Source organism: Corynebacterium sp. KPL4035 (genome assembly GCF_037908325.1).
Lineage (GTDB): Bacteria > Actinomycetota > Actinomycetes > Mycobacteriales > Mycobacteriaceae > Corynebacterium > Corynebacterium kefirresidentii.
This window is the reverse complement of the sequence record NZ_JBBMGF010000001.1, coordinates 41,750-63,390: the sequence shown is the minus strand read 5'-3', so window position 1 is coordinate 63,390 and position 21,641 is coordinate 41,750. Positions and strand designations below refer to the sequence as shown.

At 56.1% G+C, this 21,641-nt stretch carries 17 protein-coding genes, 1 tRNA gene and 1 pseudogene; 11 read left to right on the top strand and 8 right to left on the bottom strand.

All coding sequences use genetic code 11. From position 1 onward, the window contains the following. Positions 1–10 precede the first annotated feature (10 nt). Complete coding sequence (locus tag WMP96_RS00285) at positions 11–1,702, top strand: alkaline phosphatase D family protein (RefSeq protein WP_239207494.1); 1,692 nt, start codon at positions 11–13, stop codon at positions 1,700–1,702. 146 nt (positions 1,703–1,848) lie between these two features. Here WMP96_RS00285 and WMP96_RS00280 read toward each other — a convergent pair whose 3' ends face one another. Together WMP96_RS00280 and WMP96_RS00275 are read right to left on the bottom strand one after the other, a co-directional pair. Next, complete coding sequence (locus tag WMP96_RS00280) at positions 1,849–2,937, bottom strand: alkene reductase (protein WP_301716653.1); 1,089 nt, start codon at positions 2,935–2,937, stop codon at positions 1,849–1,851. Positions 2,938–3,080: 143 nt separating this feature from the next. After that, a complete protein-coding gene (locus WMP96_RS00275; protein ID WP_301716652.1) occupies positions 3,081–4,688 on the bottom strand; it encodes a mechanosensitive ion channel domain-containing protein in 1,608 nt (535 codons plus the stop codon). 146 nt (positions 4,689–4,834) lie between these two features. Here WMP96_RS00275 and WMP96_RS00270 point away from each other — a divergent pair, with 146 nt between their 5' ends. Beyond that, complete coding sequence (locus WMP96_RS00270; RefSeq protein WP_232212601.1) at positions 4,835–5,356, top strand: hypothetical protein; 522 nt, start codon at positions 4,835–4,837, stop codon at positions 5,354–5,356. A 24-nt stretch (positions 5,357–5,380) separates the two neighbouring features. On the opposite strand, the gene WMP96_RS00265 is transcribed toward WMP96_RS00270, so the two are convergent. Both WMP96_RS00265 and WMP96_RS00260 read right to left on the bottom strand, forming a co-directional pair. Next, positions 5,381–6,436 (bottom strand): trimeric intracellular cation channel family protein, encoded by a 1,056-nt coding sequence (locus tag WMP96_RS00265; protein WP_034655891.1) that lies wholly within the window; start codon positions 6,434–6,436, stop codon positions 5,381–5,383. 106 nt (positions 6,437–6,542) lie between these two features. Continuing rightward, positions 6,543–6,616: transfer RNA gene (locus WMP96_RS00260), tRNA-Ile, on the bottom strand. Between the two features lie 132 nt (positions 6,617–6,748). Between WMP96_RS00260 and WMP96_RS00255 the strand changes: the two genes are divergently transcribed. The 4 genes from WMP96_RS00255 (at position 6,749) to WMP96_RS00240 (ending at position 11,164) form a co-directional block, all read left to right on the top strand. Continuing rightward, positions 6,749–7,654, top strand: coding sequence for a DUF5067 domain-containing protein (locus tag WMP96_RS00255; protein ID WP_301716651.1), 906 nt, complete (start codon positions 6,749–6,751; stop codon positions 7,652–7,654). 456 nt (positions 7,655–8,110) lie between these two features. Beyond that, complete coding sequence (locus tag WMP96_RS00250) at positions 8,111–8,926, top strand: PTS sugar transporter subunit IIA (protein WP_340431773.1); 816 nt, start codon at positions 8,111–8,113, stop codon at positions 8,924–8,926. Positions 8,927–8,937: 11 nt separating this feature from the next. Then, positions 8,938–10,515 (top strand): PTS ascorbate transporter subunit IIC, encoded by a 1,578-nt coding sequence (locus tag WMP96_RS00245; RefSeq protein ID WP_301716649.1) that lies wholly within the window; start codon positions 8,938–8,940, stop codon positions 10,513–10,515. A 37-nt stretch (positions 10,516–10,552) separates the two neighbouring features. Next, positions 10,553–11,164, top strand: coding sequence for a hypothetical protein (locus WMP96_RS00240; protein ID WP_301716648.1), 612 nt, complete (start codon positions 10,553–10,555; stop codon positions 11,162–11,164). Positions 11,165–11,170: 6 nt separating this feature from the next. On the opposite strand, the gene WMP96_RS00235 is transcribed toward WMP96_RS00240, so the two are convergent. After that, a complete protein-coding gene (locus tag WMP96_RS00235) occupies positions 11,171–11,653 on the bottom strand; it encodes a MarR family winged helix-turn-helix transcriptional regulator (protein WP_301716647.1) in 483 nt (160 codons plus the stop codon). A 100-nt stretch (positions 11,654–11,753) separates the two neighbouring features. Here WMP96_RS00235 and WMP96_RS00230 point away from each other — a divergent pair, with 100 nt between their 5' ends. Next, positions 11,754–12,173 carry an organic hydroperoxide resistance protein gene (locus WMP96_RS00230; protein ID WP_301716646.1) on the top strand — a complete coding sequence of 140 codons (420 nt, stop codon included), beginning with the start codon at positions 11,754–11,756 and terminating at the stop codon, positions 12,171–12,173. A 54-nt stretch (positions 12,174–12,227) separates the two neighbouring features. Beyond that, positions 12,228–12,647: an organic hydroperoxide resistance protein gene (locus WMP96_RS00225; RefSeq protein WP_301716645.1), complete on the top strand. Its 420-nt coding sequence runs from the start codon at positions 12,228–12,230 to the stop codon at positions 12,645–12,647. A gap of 82 nt (positions 12,648–12,729) precedes the next feature. Here WMP96_RS00225 and WMP96_RS00220 read toward each other — a convergent pair whose 3' ends face one another. The 3 genes from WMP96_RS00220 to WMP96_RS00210 all read right to left on the bottom strand — a co-directional run bounded on the left by WMP96_RS00220 (position 12,730) and on the right by WMP96_RS00210 (position 17,202). Further along, positions 12,730–13,899 carry an aminotransferase class I/II-fold pyridoxal phosphate-dependent enzyme gene (locus WMP96_RS00220; protein WP_340431769.1) on the bottom strand — a complete coding sequence of 390 codons (1,170 nt, stop codon included), beginning with the start codon at positions 13,897–13,899 and terminating at the stop codon, positions 12,730–12,732. Further along, positions 13,896–14,612, bottom strand: a complete 717-nt coding sequence (locus WMP96_RS00215) for a 6-carboxyhexanoate--CoA ligase (RefSeq protein ID WP_301716643.1) — start codon at positions 14,610–14,612, stop codon at positions 13,896–13,898. The genes WMP96_RS00220 and WMP96_RS00215 overlap by 4 nt, the downstream gene beginning before the upstream one ends. Positions 14,613–15,435: 823 nt before the next feature. Further along, entirely contained in the window at positions 15,436–17,202 is a 1,767-nt protein-coding gene (locus WMP96_RS00210; RefSeq protein WP_340431766.1) for a DUF726 domain-containing protein, read from the bottom strand. A gap of 216 nt (positions 17,203–17,418) precedes the next feature. Here WMP96_RS00210 and WMP96_RS00205 point away from each other — a divergent pair. The 3 genes and pseudogenes from WMP96_RS00205 to wecC all read left to right on the top strand — a co-directional run. Continuing rightward, positions 17,419–18,144: pseudogene (locus WMP96_RS00205) on the top strand (transposase); the annotation flags it as partial. Between the two features lie 320 nt (positions 18,145–18,464). Then, on the top strand, positions 18,465–19,379 hold the full coding sequence (locus WMP96_RS00200; RefSeq protein WP_301716462.1) for a hypothetical protein: 915 nt from the start codon (positions 18,465–18,467) through the stop codon (positions 19,377–19,379). A 319-nt stretch (positions 19,380–19,698) separates the two neighbouring features. Beyond that, positions 19,699–20,955 carry a UDP-N-acetyl-D-mannosamine dehydrogenase gene (gene wecC, locus WMP96_RS00195; RefSeq protein WP_301716463.1) on the top strand — a complete coding sequence of 419 codons (1,257 nt, stop codon included), beginning with the start codon at positions 19,699–19,701 and terminating at the stop codon, positions 20,953–20,955. Positions 20,956–21,641: the final 686 nt, after the last annotated feature.

Below are 21,641 nucleotides of genomic sequence, written 5' to 3'. Positions count from 1 at the left end.
GCTTTAAATCATGCCTAATAATTCTCAGAATCAGTCCGCTTCTGCCCGCGGAAACGTCAATCGCCGCCGCTTCCTGCAAACCACCGGCACCGCCGGCGCCGCCATCGCTTTGTCCACCGCCGCCGCCAACTCTGCCAATGCCCAAAGCAGCCTCTCCCCGCGCGTGGAGCAGCACATGGTAGAGCCCCAACTGGGCGAGCGCCCCTTCCTCCACGGCGTTGCCTCGGGCGATCCTATTCCGGATTCGGTCATTTTGTGGACCCGCGTAACCCCGGATGCCGATGCCATGCCGGGATCCGGCCTGGGCGAGGCCACCCGGGTGGAGTGGGAAATTGCCAAGGATGAGGGCTTTGGGGACGTCGTCAAGCAGGGCGAAGTGACCACCGATGCCAACCAGGACCACACCGTGCACGTGGACCCGCACGGCTTGGAGCCGGAGACCGTGTACTTTTACCGCTTTAAGGCGCAGGATAAGTACTCGCCCATTGGCCGTACCAAGACCGCCCCGGCGCTGAGCGCCTCCCCAGAAGAGCTCACCTTCGGTGTGGCTAGCTGTGCAAACTGGGAGTCCGGCTTCTTTAACGCCTATGGCGATATTGCCCAGCGCGGCCGCGCCGACCAGCTGGATTATATGATCTTCTTGGGCGACTATATCTACGAATACCCGCAGCGCGAGTACGCCGGTAATGGCCCGGTGCGCCTGCACCACCCTGCGCACGAGATTATCTCGTTAGAGGATTACCGGATTCGCTTCGGCCGCTACCGCACCGATGAAAACCTGCAAGCCGCACACGGGGCACTGCCGTGGGTTGTGGTGTGGGATGACCACGAGGTGGCCAACGATAACTGGCGCGAGGGCGCCGAAAACCACACCGAGGGCAAGGAGGGCGCCTTCCTCGACCGCCGCAAGGCCGCAATGCAGGCCTACTTCGAGTGGATGCCGGTGCGCGCAACCAATCCTTCCGAGCAGGGCCACCTCTACCGCAGCCTGACTTTTGGTGACCTGGTGGAACTAACCATGATGGACCTGCGCACCTACCGCGATGAGCAGGTGCGCTTTGGCCCGCACAAGATGGCCGCAGAAGGCCGCACGATGCTCGGATCCGAGCAATATAATTGGCTGCTCAATAAGATTGAGACCTCTTCTGCGAAGTGGAATATGCTGGGCAATTCCGTCATGTTCTCCCCCATGAACCTGGCTACCCTGCAAAAGGATGACAAGACCAAGCCGGTTTCTTCCTCGCTGTCTTCCAACATCACCGGCATTCCGGTCAATGGCGACCAGTGGGATGGCTACTCTGCAGAGCGCCGCCTGCTTATCGACGCCCTTTCCAAGCACGATGCCCACACCCTCTTTGTCACCGGCGATATCCATTCCGAGTGGGCGCATAATATCAGCAAGGATGGCCGCATCTTTGGCGCCGAGCTGGTCTGCGCCTCCGTTTCTGCGCCCAATGTCAACGAGCAGCTCAAGCTGCCGGAAGGCAACGAGCTTTCCAAGCTGGCTGAGCGTTACCTGCTAGGTGCCAACCCGCACACCCGCCACGTGGACTTGGACCACCACGGCTATAGCTTTGTAACCGTGCGCCCGGATTCCGCAGAAATGCACTGGCTGCGTGTGGATAACCTGCTGTCCGCTAAGTCCCCGGTGCGCGAGGCTGTGACCATGACCTGGCGCCCAGGCAAGGGCTATACCAAGTAGTTGTAAGTTCTGTCACATGACAGGCACTTGGTGTTAACGAACGGGTAGTACACCTTCGATAGGCATAGTGAAAGACCCTCTCTGGGGAATTTCACTACCTATCACTCTGATGCCTCTCGGCCCCCCTTTATGCCGCGGATTTTTCCCTAGTCCGCGGCATATTCATAATCAATGTAGCCACGCTCGCCGCCCAGGTAGAACGTATCCTGGTCCGGCTCGTTGAGCTCCAAGCCCTCACGCCAGCGGCGCACTAGGTCCGGGTTGGCGATGAGTTGGCGGCCCACCACTGCGGCATCCACGTAGTCCAGCTCGATTTCACGCTGCGCGTCTTCCTTAGAAGTCACCGTAGGGAAGCCGTCATTCATCAGCACCTTGGTCACGCCATTTGCGCGGGCTTTTTGCGCCAGCGTGGCGATAAGCTCGCTTTCCGGCTCACCGTGCAGCAGGGACACATAAGCCAGGTTCAGCGGTGCCAGGGCATCGAGCAGTCCGCCGTAGGTGGCCAGCATATCGTCCTGGTCATCCTCGATGACCTCCTGCACATTGTGGGCCGGCGAGAATCGCACACCTACGCGGTCGGCGCCGATTTCCTCCGCCACGGCGCGGATAACCATCTCCGGCAGGCGCCAGCGATTTTCCGGGCTGCCGCCGAATTCATCCTCGCGCTTATTGGACGAGGCCGCCATAAACTCGTGCAGCAGGTAGCCATTCGCGCCGTGGATTTCCACGCCGTCAACGCCGGCATCGATAGCCCGGCGCGCACCCTGGCGGAATTCCTCCACGATGCGCGGCAGCTCTTCCTTCTTCAGCTCCCGCGGGACCGGCGCATCCATTTTGCCGGAAAAGCCACGCACGGTTCCGCCCCAATCGAAGGAGCTCGGGGCCTCTGGATCTGCACCGTCAATCAGATCTGGGTGGCTGGTGCGGCCACCGTGCATGATCTGCATGAACAAGGTGCCGTCGGCCTCGTGAACGCGGTCTGCTACCGCACGCCAGCCTTCCGCCTGCTCCTCGGTGGCAATGCCTGCCTGGCCTGGAAATGCGCGGTTGGTCCACGCGGGGAAGGTGCCCTCCGTGACAACCAGCCCGGCCGTGGCACGCTGCGAGTAGTACTTCTGGTGCAGCTCAGTAGGTATTCCGCTTTCACCCGCGCGCTGGCGGGTCAACGCCGCCATGGTCACGCGATTATCTATCGTGTATCGGCCAAGTTCCAGAGGTTCAAATAGTGAAGTCATGCCAAGTGCAACGCGCAGCCGGCTCGCACTATTTCATCTTTGCCACACAAAATCATTCCTGCACGTCAAGAGCTACGACATGAGCGATCATGCCTGCTTTGCCAACCACGAAAGGAAGCAGTGGTCGAAATGGAGGGCACATCCTACTGACGAGGCTCTGCCGGAATCTCTGTGCCTGCGCTACCGGCCGTTCCGGAAGCTTGGGCGCCGTCGCCGGCGTCGCCTCCCGCAGTGGGCGCAGTGCCGGCGCCGGTCCCGGAATCTGTCCCCGCGTTGTCTGCGCCATTGGGGGCACTCGGGGCCGGGGAGGCATTACCAGTAGCGCCTGTTCCCTGCCTGCCGCCGGCGGGCGTATCAGTCACGCCAGTGTCATTAGTGCCCTGTGGGTAGTCGGTCTCCGTGGGAGCGGCACTATCTTCCGTTGGTTCGGACTGTGTACCGGTCTCGGTGGTTGCTGGGGTGGGTTGGTTTGAAGGGGCGTCGGAAAGCTGTGAGGAGGAGGTTTCCTTGCCGCTATCGCGCCAGTGCTCGGGCGAGAGCCAGCCCGCGTCCGCGTTTTCGGGATTACTCGAAGCCAGGGTCAAGGCGCCGACAACAAGCAGCGCGAGGATAAGCCCCGTGGTAGATGCGCGGACTCGGCCGCCGAATGTGGCGATCTTTTGGAACTTGCTATTGGCCTCCAAGCCACGCCAGATGCCCTGGGAGGGCTCTGGTTCTTGGTCGTCCGCATCAGACAGCGCGGGTTTTCCGGGGCCGTCACTAGCCGGGCCATCCACCTCAGCATCCGCGGTGGCGGCACTGCGCTCCACCTTCGTCTCAGGGTGGTGGCCCTCCCCTGCGGTGGAAGCATCTTTCACGGATTCTTGAGCCGCAGTATTTCCCTGCGGTGGGGTCAGCGGGCGCTGCAGTTCATCGAGATCGGTCACGTTGTAGTGATCCCAGAACTCCGAGAGCAGCGCCGAACGAATGGCGCGTTCCACCGCCCATTGGCGGGCCGGGTTAACGGTGACCAGCACGCGGTAGGTCACGTGCCACGACTGGCCGGCGGCCTGCGGGGCAACCAGCTGGGTAGCCGGCAGCACCTCGAGCTCGCCGTTGACATCCACGGCGATGGATGGCTCTTGGATGGCCTGCTCGGAGATGGTGCGCACCCGGCGCGTGATCTCCGGAAGGGTCTCTCCTTCTTGCACGGGCACGTCGAAGTTGACCACGGCACGCGACCATTCCTGGGAATAGTTCGTTACCGCGCCGGCAGAACTATTGGGCACGGTGACCAGCTCACCAGTAGGCGTACGCACCTTGGTGGTGCGCAAAGTCAGCATCACCACGGTGCCTTCCACATCGGTTACGCCATCAAAGCTGACGTAATCGCCTACACCGAATTGCTTTTCCGAAAGGATGAAAAAGCCGGAGAGGAAATCCGCAATGATGGACTGGGCGCCAAAACCCACGGCGGCCGAAACTATCGTCGCCGGCACCGCCGCGCCTACCGCAGGAACACCGATATTGGTCAGCGCCGCCCAAATGATGAGGAAGTACGCGATGGCCTGCACGATGTAGACCAGCGCACCGGTCAGCGCCAGGCGCGCCTTGGTGGATTCTTCATCTTCATCGAGGCGGCGCTCTATGATGCGGATCGCCAGCCTGCCGATGCGCGGGATCAAAATGCCGATCAGCAGCAGCGCGATAAGCGGTAAGCCGTGGTCAACGAAGATGCTCCACAGCTCGTAGAAGTAATACTTCAGATTCATGTCTCTAGATTAGTGCGCACACCTGAAAACTAGATGCCAGTTCACTGCCAGCCACCATGCAAACACTCCCCCTCGCACAGCCCGTTTCCCCCTATGCCCTGCACAGACTCCGGCACCCGCCGCCTTGTTTGGCTACGGTATGGGGCATGAAGAAATCATTCCTTATTCCCTTCTTTTCCCTAGCCCTTTTTGCCACCGGTTGCGGCGGCAGCGACGAGACCGCCACCACCATTTCCACGGTGAAAGAAACCGTTACGGAAACGGCCAATGAAACGAGCTCTACAGAATCCAGCACCGAGGAAACGTCCACAGAAAAAACGACCACGGAAGTAGCAACTACAGATGCCGCGCAGCACGCCGAACCACAAACAGAAAATCAGGAAGCCGTGCAACCGCCTACCGAAAACCGGCAGCAGGAAAACACCGCGCAGTACCAATGCGCGGACGGCACCTGGGTGGAGTTTGCCGCGTTGTGCAAGGAATCAAACGCTCAACCGCCAGTACAAGCGCCCAATGGGCCGAGTGCGGAGTGTCCGGCCTACCTGTGCGGCTATGGCAACGATGCCAACGGCAACCGGAATAAGAGCTCCGGAGAAATCCAGACCCAATATGGCTGCGAGCAAGGCTATATCACGGACCCGCAGGTTTGCGGCGCGGTTGGGCGCTAAGCCGCCGCGCTAAAGAACCGCGGGCTAGTCGCGGGAGTCATAGCGCTTCATGAGGCGATCAATGAGTTCATCCGTAAGCTTGTCATCTTCCAGAATGGCATCAAGGAGGCGTTGGGATTCCTCCTGGGAGGCCTGTTCCTCCTCGGTGTAGGAATCACCGGTGAGGTCCACGCCGAAGTCCGTATCATCGCCTTCTGCTACCACTGCACTGAGCTGATCCACATCGGATTCGAAGGACTCCAGAAATTCGCTGGCCTCCGCCGCAGCTTCTTTGCGCCGCTTACCAGAGCGCACTTCCTTTTCAATGCGCCGCTGCAGCGCTGCCTCCATCTGGCGGTGACGCCAAGCACGTAAGCGGTGCGGCTCGAGGCGGCGGCCGACGGCACGGCTTTTATTCTCGGCCTTTTTCGCTAGGACCTTCACCTGTGCGGCGGTGTCATTAATAGGTGCCCAGTCTTGGTAGGCCGGCACGCGCCACCCCGCCCAAATGCCCAGCAGCGCCAAGAAGATGGAGACCAAAGGCCCAATGATCATGCCCACGGCCATCATGTCGAAATGGTGGCCAACCAGCACAATAATCGCACAAGCCACGGCCGGAATAACTGTTGGCTGGTTATCACCAAAGACGCTCGGCTCGCGCCCCATCACGATGTCACGAATCATCGAACCACCCGTGGCGGTAAACACGCCCATCATGATGCAGGGAATAAGCGGCAGGCCGTAGGTAATAGCCTTCACCGCGCCGGTGGCGGCCCACAGGCCGGAAACGACGGCGTCGCCATGCGCTTGCAGATAATCCCAGGTCTTGCCTTTGAAGTACACAAAGCGAGCAATCAGCGCGCCGGTAAAAGCCAAGTAGAGGTATTCCGGCTGGCTCATTGCCGCGACGGTGCCGCGGTTAATGAGCACGTCGCGCACCATGCCGCCGCCTAGCGACGAGAACATCGCAATGAAGAAAAAGCCGATGATATCGTAGCCGCGCTTGCGCGCCATAGTGCCACCGATAATTCCCATCAGCAGCACACCACTGATATCGGACCAGCGGTAGAGAGATTCAATGAGCGGATCTACTTCAACCATATAGTTATTAGACTTCACCGTCCGCCCTTGCGCAATCAGCACACCCATATGCGCAGATAAGCACAAGGAGGCGCCAGCACTGCTTGCCGACGCCTCCCTATCACCGTGGGGCCAGCGGGGCTCGAACCCGCGACCAACGGATTATGAGTCCGTAGCTCTAACCGACTGAGCTATAGCCCCACGCAGATTGCACGCCCACTTGGGCGACTCTCTGCCCTGAAAAGATTAGTCAAAGAGCGGCCAAAGACCAATTTGCCCCCTTCGCTATTGAGTATTTGTACGCTTCCTACCCCCTGCGGGTAGAAGTTAATTATGCGCAAACTACTCTCTTCTCTCATTCTCGTCTCTGCTCTCACGCTTACCTCCTGCTCGGATAGCGGTAGTGACAGCTCAAAGACGAGCGACTCCAGTAACTCCGCGTCCGATGCACAGGCCGATGCGAAGTCCGTAATTGGGACGTGGAAGCAAGAGGACAGCGCTTCTGAAGATGGCTGGATGGAGGCCAGCATCACCGACGACGTCATCACCATCGAATGGGTCATGGACAACGGCGAAAATCGTATGATCTACTGGATTGGCACCTTTGACGCTCAAGCCGCTGCATCCGGTGAGACCGTTACTTCAAACCGCGATACCGTTGCCACCGCCTCTGAGTGGATGGCTGCTTCGTCCGACAAGAAAGATTTCTCTATCGATGACGACGCCTTAACTTTCAAGGTCGCGATTGAAGATAAGGAATTCACCACACACATGAAGAAAGTGAAGGATGATCCGACAACCATTAGAGAGCTAAAGAGCACGGATTTTGGCCAAACCTTTAAAAATGGAGTCCTGGATGTTCCAGCCGCCAAGTTCGAAATAACCGATCACCGTGTTATCAAGCCCGGTGAGCCTGGTAATGAAATAGGTGAAAAGCCACTTCTCGTTTTTAACTATGACGTAACCAATAAAACGGATGAAACTCTAACCACCACCGACTTTGTCGTGTACTTCACCGCCATCCAAGACAATGATCCGAATAAAGTAAACGAGCTCGACCTCGGTTCCTATATTGATCCTGAAACTGACGATACTCAGCTTGAGCAGATTAAAAAGGGAGGCACTGTCGCTGGAACCATAGCCTACGAGCTCGATGATCTAACTACCCCTGTGGACCTTGTTGCAACTAAGTCCTTCAGCCAAGATGAAATCGGACGCCAAACTTTCGAGCTCAATTAACTGCCCGTATACAACGCGCTTAAATCTCCCGTTCTAGCCGATACAGGAAGCGAAGCCCGCCGAGATACAACGCCCAAAGGAAATCGAGCCCATTTCTCACTGAGGCAGGCAGTACTTGACAGGCGTAGCCAGGCCCCTCCTGTATCCAATGGGATGGGCCTGTTGTAGTGCGCAAAGCAGCACTTTAGCTGTGTTTCTCCCCGCGCCGGCGGGGATTTCTCATTTCCCTTCCCCTTAGCACAGGTCCATTTCCAGGTCCGGCCTTTCCGAGAACACACGGTCCCCTTTGCATTGCGACCACGCTAAAGACCGATAGAGCCAATTCGACCGCCCCTTGAGCGGTTGCAACTCCCCCAGTGCAAACGTTACCCCTGCATTTACCTCCCGTTTCTCCGCGGCATAAAATCAAGAGTGACATTGACCTTGATGTCACAGCATTTGTGATGGGAGATACATATGGCGACACTAGATTCCCTCTTGGTGCCCGGTGCCGTGGACTTGCACGGCACCGCCAAGGACTGGCGAGCAGCTATCCATCTTGCGGGATCGCTGCTTGAAGAAGCTGGCACGATAACCGCAGACTACACGGAAGCAATGGTGCACTCCGTGGAAGAAACGGGCCCATATATTGTCGTGGCTCCCGGTTTCGCTTTTGCGCACGCGCGCCCTTCGGAGGCGGTAAAAGAAACCTCACTGTCGTGGGTGCGCCTGGATAAGCCGGTGGAATTCGGGCATGATTCCAATGACCCTGTAGACCTCGTCGTAGCGTTTGCCGCACGGAGTGACTCCGAGCATCTGCAGGCGATGAAACAGCTCGCAAAGCTGCTAGCCACCAAACGCGACGAGCTTGATAGCGCAGAATCTGAAGAGGGGCTCCGCGCAGTCCTCACGGCATCGACGTCGAGTAAGAAACGCGCAGCTTCCACAGCAACGTCGGGGCCAAAGGCGCAACCAGCGAAGCAAACGGCCGCCGATTCTGTTGCCTCCAAAGGAAAAATTCTCACGGTATGCGGCAACGGGCTAGGTACGTCATTGTTCCTCAAAAACACCCTCGAGCAGGTGCTCGATGAGTGGGATTGGGGCCCTTACCTCACCGTGGAAGCCACGGATACCATCTCAGCCAAAGGACGAGCTGGTGAGGCGGATTTCTTGCTCACCTCCGGCGAAATTGCTGCAACGCTAGGTGATGTCGGGGTTCCTGTCTACGTCATCCAAGACTTCACCTCCATGTCTGAAATCGATGGGGCTCTGCGCGAGCTCTATGACATCTAAGGAGCATCCTCATGGACTTTCTTCTTGCTATAGCGAATTTCCTTGTTAATGAAGTTCTCTCCGTGCCAGCGTTTCTCATCGGCATCATCACCGCGGTGGGGCTGGCAGCGATGGGCCGCGGAACCGGCAAAACCATTGGCGGCGCCATCAAGGCCACGCTCGGCTTCCTCCTTATCGGCGCCGGTGCAGGCCTAGTCACCGATTCCTTGGAGCCGCTGGGTGCCATGATTACTGGCGCGACCGGGGCTCAGGGAGTGGTTCCCACCAATGAAGCCATCGTAGGTATTGCGCAAGATCAGTTCGGCAGCCAAGTCGCTTGGATCATGATCTTAGGCTTTGTGGTTTCGCTGCTGCTCGCCCGCTTTACGCCAATGAGCTACGTATTTCTTACCGGTCACCATGTTCTCTTCATGGCGACTCTTCTCACCATGGTGCTTGCACCAGCCGGGTATTCCTCGTGGATTGTCATCGCCTTCGGAGCAGCGCTCCTTGGCATTCTTATGGTTTCGCTCCCCGCCATCGCGCACCCATTTACCCGCCGCATTACCGGCGATGACTCCGTGGCCATCGGACATTTTGGCACTGCGGGGTATTTGGCTGCGGGCGGCGTCGGCAAGCTGGTGGGCGGCAAGGGTAAGAAAATGTCGCCCTCCACTGAGGACCTGAAATTGCCGGAAGGCCTGCGCTTCTTGCGCGATTCCATGGTGGCAACCGCGCTATCCATGGCGCTGATGTACGTGGTCCTCGCCGTGCTCTTCATTGCTCGCGCCGGTTCCGAGGAAGCCTTCACGGCCTTTCCAGATGGCGCCACTAATGTGAGCAATTTCTTGATGCAGTCCGTGACCCAAGGACTCCAGTTTGGCGTAGCCGTGGCCGTCATCCTGTTTGGCGTCCGCACCATCCTGGGCGAGCTCGTGCCTGCTTTCCAGGGCATCGCAGCCAAGGTGGTGCCCGGCGCGATCCCTGCACTGGATGCCCCCATCGTCTTTCCTTATGCCCAGAACGCAGTGCTCATCGGATTCATTTCTTCCTTCCTCGGCGGACTTGTCGGCCTCGCCGTCCTGTCTACCTGGCTCAATCCAGCCTTTGGCATTGCGCTGATTCTGCCCGGTTTGGTGCCGCACTTCTTCACCGGCGGTGCAGCAGGCGTTTATGGCAATGCCACCGGCGGCCGCCGTGGTGCCGCGCTCGGTGCTTTTGTCAACGGCCTCATCATTACTTTCCTGCCGGCATTCCTCCTCGGTGTCCTTGGTTCCTTCGGCTCCGCGAATACCACTTTCGGCGACGCTGACTTTGGCTGGCTCGGCCTGCTGCTGGGCTGGTCCATTCACGCCGATGGCGCCCTGGGCCTCGTCTTCATTGCCTTCATTGCGCTGGCCATTCTGGCCTTGGGGTGGGTGTGCCAGCGCAAGCTTGTCGACGTCCACTGGGACCCCACTCCCCACCGTCCTTCCCCCACCAGCAACGCCGATGCCGCCGCAACCAGCGGTGCAACCGGCGCGGCCACTTCCTCTGGCACAGCCACAAAGTACCCGAAGGTTCTGCCACCCGAAGATGCGCCAGTTCCACCCGCTCGTATAGACCATTAGCCGCGCGCCACACCCCGAAGGGCGCTACAGTATCCCTATGCAACGCCCTTCCATTCTCCCTCTCGCGTCCGTGCTCCTCGCTACCGGTCTTGTGCTAAGCGCCTGCGGCTCCGGTTCAGACTCCAACTCTGATTCCACCCCAGCAGAAGAGCCAGCCTTCTCCACTGCGCAAGATAGCAACTCCCCGGCTGGTGAAAATGCAGAAGAAACCAGCCCGGAGAAGGAAACGAAGCAACATCGCACCGAAACGGTCACCAAAGAGGCAGCCCCAGAGCAGCCCACACCACCGGCCGGCGGCAAACACAACATCCATGTAGGCCAGATTGGCGGCTACTGTGGCACATCATCGTCGGGCGATTCCATCGACGCCGGCGATGCGACCTCCTGCGAATTCGCCGCCGCGGTCTTTGATGCCGCGATACAGGCCAGCTACACTCTGCGCTCCCCAGATCCCACGGTGACATCGGTATACCACGCGGATGTCTCCGCCAGCAGCCCGGTGACCAAGCAATCCTATGACCTTGACTGCCGCATGGGCAGCGACCAGCGAGTTCTCACGTGCGAAAAGCCCGGAGACAAAACAGTTCGCGCCTCATTCGAAACCGCCGACAAAAGCATATGGTCCAGGCGCGTGGCCACGACGAACTAAGCCCCCCTACCTCACAAAGTCTTCTTCGGACGGCCACGGTAGCTCCACGTCGACGGGAGTAGCGGCAAGGATATCGAGAGACTCTTTAAATTCCACTAGGTCGAGGCCCAACTTCTCATAAGCCTCGGCCATTGCTTCGGGGATGCACTCGGCGCGGGAGCGCAGGGCGTCGCCGTCGGCGGTGAGGCTAGCGAGGGTGCGGCGCTCGTCGGCGGGATCACGGCGTCGCTCCACGTACCCCTGCTTTTCTAGGCGCTTAAGCAGCGGGGTAAGCGTGCCGCTATCCAGACCGAGGCGGGAATGAATGAATTTAAGTGGCACCGGTTCGTCGGCCTCCCACAGCACCAACATGACCAGGTATTGGGGGTAGGTCAGCCCCAGCTCATCGAGGAGTGGCCGATAGGAACGCACTACCGCCCTACTCGCACGGTAAATCGAGAAGCACAGCTGACTATCGAGAGAAAGGTAATCAGTGGGCGCGTCATTCATAGCCAAAAGTATAGACGCCAAGAAAATATTGTCCGCAATTTAATTGTGTACAATCAAAAGTGGATATTAAAACCGGATTGTAAAATCGAAAGGAGCAATCATGGACGCCATGTACACCACCGAGGCACTAGCCACCGGAGCAGGCCGCAACGGCCACGCCACAGTCAAGGACTCTGACCTCGACTTCACCCTGGCCATCCCGAAGGAAATGGGAGGCAACGGCGAAGGCGCCAACCCAGAGCAGCTTTTTGCCGCCGGCTACGCCGCTTGCTTCCACTCCGCTCTGCAGGCCGTGGCCCGCAACCAGAAGGTCGAGTTGGGTGACTCTGCGGTGGGTGCACGAGTGGGCATCGGAAAGCAGGGCGAAGGCTTCCAGCTTGCAGTGGACCTGGAGGTTTCCATCCCAGCTCAAGACCAGGCCACAGCCCAGCAGCTTGCCGACGCCGCCCACCAGGTCTGCCCCTACTCCAATGCCACCCGGGGCAATATTGAGGTCACCGTCAACGTCGTCGAGGACTAGAATTCTTGCGTACAATTGACGGACGTACAAAGACCCGATAGAAAAGGAGTCATTATGGACGCCGTATACACCACCGAAGCACTCTCCACCGGAGCAGGCCGCGACGGCCGCTCTGTAGTCAAGGATTCCGATCTGGACTTCACCATGACCGCCCCAAAGGAAATGGGCGGCAGCGGTGAGGGCGCTAACCCGGAGCAGCTTTTCGCTGCCGGTTACGCCGCCTGCTACCACTCCGCACTCAAGGCAGTGGCCAAGGACAAGGGTGTTGACGTGGAGAATTCCTCCGTCGGCGCCCGCGTTAAGCTGGGCAAGAACGACGAGGGCTTCTTCCTCGGCGTTGACCTCGAGGTCACCATCCCAGGCGTTGAGGATGACAAGGCACAGGAGCTTGCCGACGCCGCACACCAGATGTGCCCTTACTCCAAGGCCACCCGCGGCAACATCGAGGTCAACGTCGGTGTTGCACAGGACTAATTCCTAGTCCTCTCCCCCAGCCCACGCCGCGCCAATGTGCGCCGCGTGGGCCCTCTTTTATGCCTGCTGGCACACCACCGGCCTACAGATGGAGAGATTCCAGTTCATTGCAAAGCGCATCAATCTGTGTCTTGGTGTGGGTAGCCATTAAAGTCACCCGCAAGATTGCGGCTCCGTGAGGTACGGTAGGCCACCGAATTGCGGGGACTATGAATCCTCGTTCAAGCAGCGCGGCGCTCGCTTCCATCGCTACAGATTCATCACCCACGTGAATAGGAATGATAGGACCTTCCGGCTTCAAGGTTCCCCTGCGTTGATGCCAATAAGAAAAATTGTCCTGCAGACCGCCGACTAGATTCGGATTGGTTCCCAGTAGGTTTACGCCCGCAGTAATAGCGGCGCAAATAGCCGGCGTGGGCGAAGTGGAAAACACAAAGGAACGCGCTTGCTGGCGCAATAGTTGGGCTACTGGCCCGCTTGTTGCCACCAAGGCGCCTTCGGCCCCGAGAGCTTTACTGGCGGTAATGAGCTGAATATCGGGCCGAATGCCAAAGTGCTCTGGAAGCCCACGGCCAGTAGTTCCTATAGTGCCAAAGGCGTGGGCATCATCCACCATTAACCAAGCCCCGTGGTTGTCTGTGACTTTATACAGGTCGGGCAAAGGGGCGAGCACGCCATCCATAGAAAACAGGCCATCTGTAACCACGAGTACGTATTCGGTTGTTCTGCTGGATAAAGCCTTGTCCACGGCCTCTACATCGCGGTGCGGGGTCACGACCACGGTCGCGCCGTTCGCCTTGGCCAACCTGCAGCCATCGATAATGCTGGCGTGATTTCGAGCGTCTGAGACAATAGTCAGCTCTGGTGACGCTAGCGCCTGCAATGTAGAAATATTGGCCTGATAGCCACTGGCAAAAAGCACCGCATCGGGATAGCCGGTGAAGCTTGCTACAGCAGCTTCCGCTTCTATGTGCAGTTTCCCCGAGCCAGTGGTCAACCGCGAGCCACCGGATCCAACGCCGTATTCATCGATGGCTTCTTTTGCCGCATGAGCGATGTCTGGGTGCTCAGCTAAGCCCAAATAGTTAGAAGAGCTAAAAAGAACTGCCTCGCGAACACGGTGGTCTCCCGCCTGCTGCACTATCGCGTTAGGGGTTTGCCCACTTGCAAAGACAGAAGGACTCCGCCAAAGGCCGTCCTCATCCCATTGTTGGAGTCGAGCCTGTACGGCCTGTTCAAGACTAGGGGTCATGCTATCGAGTTCACTTCTACTAGGACGGGTTGGCTTTCCAGATACTCAATGAGCGCTAAGACATCAGCTCCTGGCCGGATAATAAAAGCGCGCCCTCCAGCCCGCGAGCCAGGTTCTTTGATGTGCGGCACCCGATGATATGTGCCAGCCACACAAACATAGCCCGTGGTGTAGTCGGGGTCATCGGAGATACATAGCTCCGCTAGAACATCTGGGTGCGCAGCAACTTTACTGGCGAGAATTACTGCCTCGAGAGCCGCGTTTTTGCCTACGCGCTCCGTGGAAAAGGCCACCTTAGCACCAATATGGCTCACGCGTATCCCCCTTTGCAGATCGGGTTCAAGGCGCTCGGTTTGGGCGGCATCGATAAGCATGGCACCGCGCATATCGCGGACCGCAAAGGTTGTTTCAATAATGCGTTCCACATGTGGGGTATGACCACGCAACAAATCCCGTATAACTGTTTGCGCGTGCTCCGGAGATTTCACGTCCAGGTTTTTAATGCTCACCTGGGGTACTCGCCAAATCTCTTCTTCCTTTAAGGCTTCTACCGTGATGGTTGTGTTTTCCGCGCTACCTTTGGGGTGGTTAAGAGCGCGTTGCGCCAGGGCCGCACACGTCGCAGCCACGTCATTGGCGCTTACGATATCCTCCGCACCGGATATGTGCTGACCAGCTGTGTTTGCGCGCATACGCACAGAGTAGAAATTCATGTATAGATAGTATCGAAGAGTTGAACACCGTTCAGTAGATATATGAGTTTACTTTTCGACACAGCAGCCCTAACCCCGCTCGACATCGAGCGACGTCTGGTTAGGAAAACAGCTTTTAAAGAGCTCCTGCTGCGTTCCGCTTGAGTAGATGGGAAAATCCAGACCAGTTGATGGCACTGGTACCGGGGCTCCCCCGCACACCCGCTGGGAGCACCAGTGGACCACGCGGCTGGAAAGAGAAAGCTAGCTAGACCCCCATTTTCCAACCCACTTATAGGCCAATTCGCCCGATACAAGCCAGCGCCCCGAACCCTTATTGTTAAACGCGGGTTTTTAACAATAAGGCAACCGCCATTGCTTTTCTGGCCACGCACCGCGCGAGTTTGCTCGCGGCGCCGCCATTGGCACAGCGCTCATTGTCCTTCTCATCCTCGGCGGACTCATCGTCCGCTTTACCCCCCTTGCTGGCAAAGCCGGCAAGCGACCTACTGGACAATATGCACCACGGAAGTATCCCTATTGCCCTAGCCACGCTCATTATCAACGGCGAGATAAGGAGCTTTTCTTCCGCGACGTTGCCCGCCGCCAGCTTGCCGACGCCCCAACCCCGCCATCCTCACCCCACTGGCTCTCTACACCGCCGTCACCGGGGCAATGAGCATTCCCCTCCTGCTCATTGCCTCCATCCCCATCGTCGGCATCACGGCACTAGAGGCCCCATGCCGGCGGCCTCATCTGCACCACCACACTGCACCTAAAGTGGAGCATCGGAATGGCATTCTTGATGCCGGTGACTATTGGGCATTAGCCACCGGCCCGCTGACTAATTTTGAACCTCGCGAGCTAGCTGTACATTCTCGTAATAAGCAGAATGCGACTTCACCGCATCACTGACATCGTGGTTAACGGCAAAAGGCGCGTCCAAGCCCTCAAAACCGATGGCCTTCCTACCGCCCATCGCGGCAGGATATAGGTACCCTAGGACCCGGTCATTGTGGGAATGGTAATTGTGGACAACACCGGAAAGCGCCTCCCCAAGAGAATCCCACTTCGCATCTTGACCAATGGCGGCGCCTAGAAGATGCACGGCTTCAACCCGCACCTTATTCTCAGACTCTGCTGCGCCTGCAAGTGCGGTGGCGAGGTTTAACATGACGCGACCACCCAAACTATGGCCGACGAGTACTACTGACTCTAGATCGGATCGCTGGAGGATGGCGGCTAGTGCCAAAGCGGTTTTGTTCGCTCGATTGACTGCGGTTGTCCAGGGGTTCTTCACTAGGTCCAAAGTCCCCAAAGCCAGGCCAGCCGGGTTCGCCTTCTTCGCCAGCTTCTTACCGGCATGCTTGACCATCCCCTTCAATACGGCGCCACCAGCAAGACCAGCACCTGGGGAAAGGAAACCTGCAAGCTCACGCATTTCCTTGCTGCCCCAGGTCACGAGATAGATCGGAGAATCAGGGTAAACCGCTTCTACCGATTTAACTTCAGTACGCCAATCCAGCTTCTTCTCTGTGGTAAAGCCGCGTGCGATGAGGACGGGTGTACCTTTGCCTTTGCGAACGCATTGAATATCGAAGGAGCTGTCTTCTCCGATATAAGCGTTAAGCGCTTTTACTCCATACGCAGAGCCGAGCAATCCACCAGCAGCAGCGACGACCATACTTCCGCCGGCCATACCCAACCCACCGGAAGCCAGAGATCCGAAGCCTAAAGCTGCCATTCCAGCATTGTGAGCAGCAGCGCCAGATAACCCAAGAATCGTGGTTCCATAAGCACTGCCTACCATCGGTGCAGCCAACCATCCACCGGTAGCCCCCAAGGCTAGAGTTGCGACACCAGCGGCAGAAAGTTTGGCCACGCGAGCAACGTTGGTTGCCTTGAACTCACGAAGCTCACGCCACTGGGTGAGGTCATCAATGCGATGCTCGAGGCGCTCAAAGTCCGGCACCTGGTGCAAGTGCTCTGCACACACGGCTGGCATAGACACCAAGCCAAGCCCAGCAGCGGCAAAGTTATCGCACTGGGGCACAGTGCAGTGCGTCGTCGCCGAGCCACAGTTTTCACACACATACAGCGATTTGGATTTGGACTTCTTGTGGGCCGATTTGGTCAAGCAGCGGGAGCACCATCCTTCTTCGATAGCGCCGCTAAGTGTATCCATGAGTTCAGCCAAAGTTGTGGCCAACTTTGCGGAGGCACTGGCTTGCTCCCTAAGCTCCTGGACTTCGTCCTCTTGAGTCTTGACTGCGCGTTTTACCGCCTTAGCGGTGAAGTCTCTCTGATCATCTGGGCTAATAAACTCGTTATTGAAATTAAAGTCTTCCTGAACCGCAGCCACTACAGAAGGAAGTTGCGCTTCCACATCGTCCGACTCCTTCTGCCCCACCGCGGCAAGCCACAGCGCATCAGCAATAGCCGGCGACCCAGTAAGTTCAGCGTCACCCTCTACCTCCGGCGACTGCGCATCTCCACGCCGAACAACGCGCACAACCCGGCCGAGATTGGAACGCAGCTCGCAGGAAAACGAGCCATCGTCCTTAGAGTTGAACGAAATTGCGGCAGACTCAATGGAGTTATTCTTGGCCATGGCGCATCCTTTCAATGAAAATGTGAGTATCAGAACTTTATCTGCCGCTGATCAAAATTGGGTTCACCAAGTGTCCGAAAACACCAAACTCTTACACCAAAAGCAGTCTTAGATTCCCTAGAAAGTTTACATACACCGGAGCGTAAAGCTGAGACAATACTCAACAAAATTCGAATGAACTTACAAAAGATGCGATCCGCGCTCGTGCGAACCTAGCCCGCCTTCGAAAATGTCCTGAATGGACAAATGATGCACCGAAAGTAAATTCTCCATCTACCTGCGAAATGTGGTGGCCCCACCAAGATTCGACAAATCGGCAAAACAAACCTGACAGCCTTTGCGCGCAGTCGCAGGGTGCGCAATCCTGAATCTATCAACGATGCCTTTCTTGCTGCCATCCACGGGCAGACCATTTCCATTGCCAGCGCAGAATACACCGAACTTGGCGTAGCATTCTCCGCTAAAGAAGCACTGCCCAAACTAAAGCATCGCAAGGAAATCTAGTCGCAGGTACTCGAGCTCATTCAAAACATTCCTCAGACCAAAATTCTTATATCCACGGCCCAGTATCAGCCCGCATTGCACCGCACAGGCCCTCATGACCGTTGGCGATATGTCTGACTTCCCCGATGCAGCGAACCTAACGTTCTATACGGGCCTATCACCACGAACGAATCAGTCAGAAACGTCCACTATGTCGAGTTCACCCAACCGGACTGGCAACAAAAATTAAAGAACGCCCTATGGCAATCGTCTATTACACCGATCAGATTCCACGAGCGTTCCCGGCAATTCGATGAACGAAAACACAAAGAAGGAAAAAGGCACAACGCCGCAGTCATCGCACTCGCACGCCGACGCCTAAATTTTTTCTTCACCATGCTGCGAAATGGCGAGCCCTACCGCGTCATCGCCATAAGCCAGGAGGCCGCAGCAGCGTAGAACCAACAGAACCTCACCTCAAGCCGATTGCGCAGCAAGCCCAATCAGCTCTTCAAGGTGCCCAAGAACAACATCCACAAGGCGAAGCAGAAACACCTCACCTCCTCAACAACCTCACCCACGGAGTTGACAACATATATAGGAGCACCCCAAGACTAGTCCTCGAAACATTAATCCTTCTATTGAAGTCATTTTAAGAAGGCAACGGACGCTGCTGAACAGGGAGACTGTAAGTCAACATTCGCTGCGCACCCGATATTTGGAACTTTGTTCCAACAGCCACCACCGTGAGACAAAGACAACTGAACAATCGATTAACTATGGACTTTGAAAAGTGCTGTAGCATTTTCTCCATGAGGAAACGAGACACATCCAGGTGGGGGGTCGGAAAACTATACCCATCCCCTGAATTTTGGTCGAGGAATGAGGCAACTGATGGCCTGCATACCATCCAGATTGGAAATCAACTCCTCGATATCCTAATCAGAGATCGCGGTTCGAGCACCACAGTGGTTACATTCCAGCATCGCGTATCGGTTCGAACCTCTTTCCCTACGCTTGTAGGCGAAAAGTTTACAGGCGAGGCGGGAGTTAACCTGATTGCAGTAGCAGATCCAAGTGTCGGCTTGGATCATGAGGTATCTCTTGGTTGGTACCTAGGCAACCGAGCTATTGGACATCTTAAGCCAATCCTCCACCCGATTTTGAGCGAGGCAATCGAAGCCTTTCATCCCAAGCGCTTAATTTTCTTTGGCAATTCCGGAGGTGGATACGCGGCCATGAATTATGCCGCTGATTTTCCAAACTCTATCGCCCTAACCGTGAATCCCCGCCTCAATCTGAGCCGGGGCCAAGATCAAGACTGGGCGACTTATATGACTAAATGCCATGGAGCTGTCGGAAGAACTCCATACCAGAGAATCAGCTCCGAGTATGGTATAAATCTCGCCGACAAAATACCAAGCTCGGCCCAATTCTATGCAGCTATGTACCACAATACTGGAGACACTGAATTTCTCGAGAAAAACCATGCGCCGTTTGTAAAATCTCGTTCTGACGACCTTAATATAGCTGAGCGTCTCGATTTCGATGGTAACGGGCATGTGCCAATACCTAGAGACAAACTTATTGAAACCGTCCGAAAGCTTGCAACCCCTTCAGTACCTCAGTCAGAAGCCATGAAGGCGGCTGGGTTTATACCCCCAATTAGTTTCACTTCCCAGGTCATAGGCTAAAACACACCTGCAGGGCGACCGTAGGTTCTAAGCAAGGTGCGTGCGCGTTGTTCGGCTCACCGCTGACAACAATCCACTTTTGCAGCCCTCAAAATCCCCTTGGTTCGAAGCGCGCACACTTAAACTCTATTCTCACATTCAACTTCCAATACACTTCTCGAGTCATATAAGGAGAAGGTATGAAACAGTTAATGAACAAAATCAAAATAGCTGCATCGATCAGACTGACATCACGGGAGCCTAAACTAAAAGCGCAGATGGTCTTACGTATAATCTTTCCTAGCGGAATCGTACGAGGAATTGACGAATAGAGGACAAAATGAGTTCAACTCCACACGTGGCCTTTGTAGGCCTTGGATATATTGGCCTGCCAACGGCAGTCGTCATGGCAAATGCGGGCCTAAAGGTTACAGGCGTAGATGTGAACTCCCCTAATGTAGAAAAAATTAACCGTGGCGAAGTCACCATAATCGAACCGGGCTTGGAAGAAGAATTGCGGAATGCGCTCTCAACTGGAAATTTCAAAGCCACCACGGAGCAAGTACATGCCGATGCCTACATCGTGGCAGTACCAACCCCCTTCACAGAGGGGCATGACATTGATATGAAATTCATCTACTCGGCCGCGGAAGCAATAGCTCCGCAACTTGAGGGAAATGAATTGATCGTACTGGAATCGACTTCTCCTCCTCTGACCACCCAAAAGATGGCGTCTAGAATTCTCGAGCTTCGCCCGGACTTACGGGCTGACAAAGAGGGTGTCGCCGCTAGCGAGAAAACTCTCTACTTTGCACACTGCCCCGAACGAATTCTTCCCGGTCAAGCTATAGAGGAGCTAAAATCGAATGACCGGATTATTGGCGGGCAATCTAAAGAAGCTTCACGCCGTGCGACCGAAATCTATGCAAGTTTCTGCAAAGGTCAGCTGCTAGCCACGGATGACGTAACTGCTGAGATGGCTAAGCTCACCGAGAATTCATTTAGAGACGTCAATATCGCATTTGCCAATGAGCTATCTGTAATTTCGGACCGCCTCGGTATTAACGTATGGGAGTTAATTAACCTCGCCAACCACCACCCACGAGTTAACATTCTTCAACCGGGCCCCGGAGTTGGCGGACATTGCATTGCAGTAGATCCTTGGTTTATCGTTTCCGCCGCACCAGAAGAATCACAGCTCATCCACACCGCCAGGAACGTCAATGATGGGAAGCCCAAATGGGTTCTCGGGAAAGTGATGGAGGCTGCCCAAAAATCCTCCAATAATGTTATCGCAGTTTTGGGGCTTGCTTTCAAAGCTAATATCGACGATCTACGAGAGTCTCCGTCGCTGGATATCGCCACGGAAATTGCCGCAAAAATGCCTGAAAAGCAAGTGCTAGTTGTAGAGCCTAACATCCAAAAACTCCCAGCCGACTTAGCTAAAAAGAAAAATGTGAAGCTTTCGAGCGCTAAACAAGCGATCGAAGCAGCGGAAGTTGTCACCCTTTTGGTAGACCATGATGAGTTCAAAACCATTGATCCGTCACTTCTAGATGGAAAGTTCATCATTGATACTAAAGGGCTTTGGACCTAGGAAAATTTAGCTCTAGCCCTTATGGGGAATAAAGCCTATATAAGTGATCACGTCTATCGACGGTAGGAAAAATTTACTCCACTACAGACGTTCACGCATGACTGTAGCCAGGACGTTTAATTAGACCACGGGTATATCCAAAAGTCGATTAAACGCTCCTGTCCGTCGCAATTTTTACGACCTGAAATCTGACGAGATCTCCTCCTCCGCTAGCCCACTTGCGGCCAGTCTGGTGGAGAAAATATGCCTGCACTTGCCGGGCACTATTCATAGAATCATCACATCCCTCGTTAACAGCACCTCGCAACCTAAGAATCGGAGCCAAGTGTGAGTCAGAGGCACTCGTCGAGGGGGGGAGTTGGACAACTTTACCCTTCCAAACGAGAGTTTTGGACAATCCTGTGTCGAGTGAATTGCGCCCAATTCAAGACGGAAATCTACTAATAGATATTTTCGTGAAAGATCGCGGCTCCGCCACTACTCTGATTTTCTTTCACGCTTCTGTCACAAAATCCAGCACAGTTCCAGTCCTTGTGGAAAATGTGCTGGCAGAAGTAGCTGGCGCAAACCTCATCTCAGATTCCGATCCAGCTCTGAAGTAAACCGAGAAACTCCCATCGAGTCGATACTGAGGTGTTAAGCCTCTTGGTTCATTTCCGAACCATGTGAAACCTTTTCTACACCAA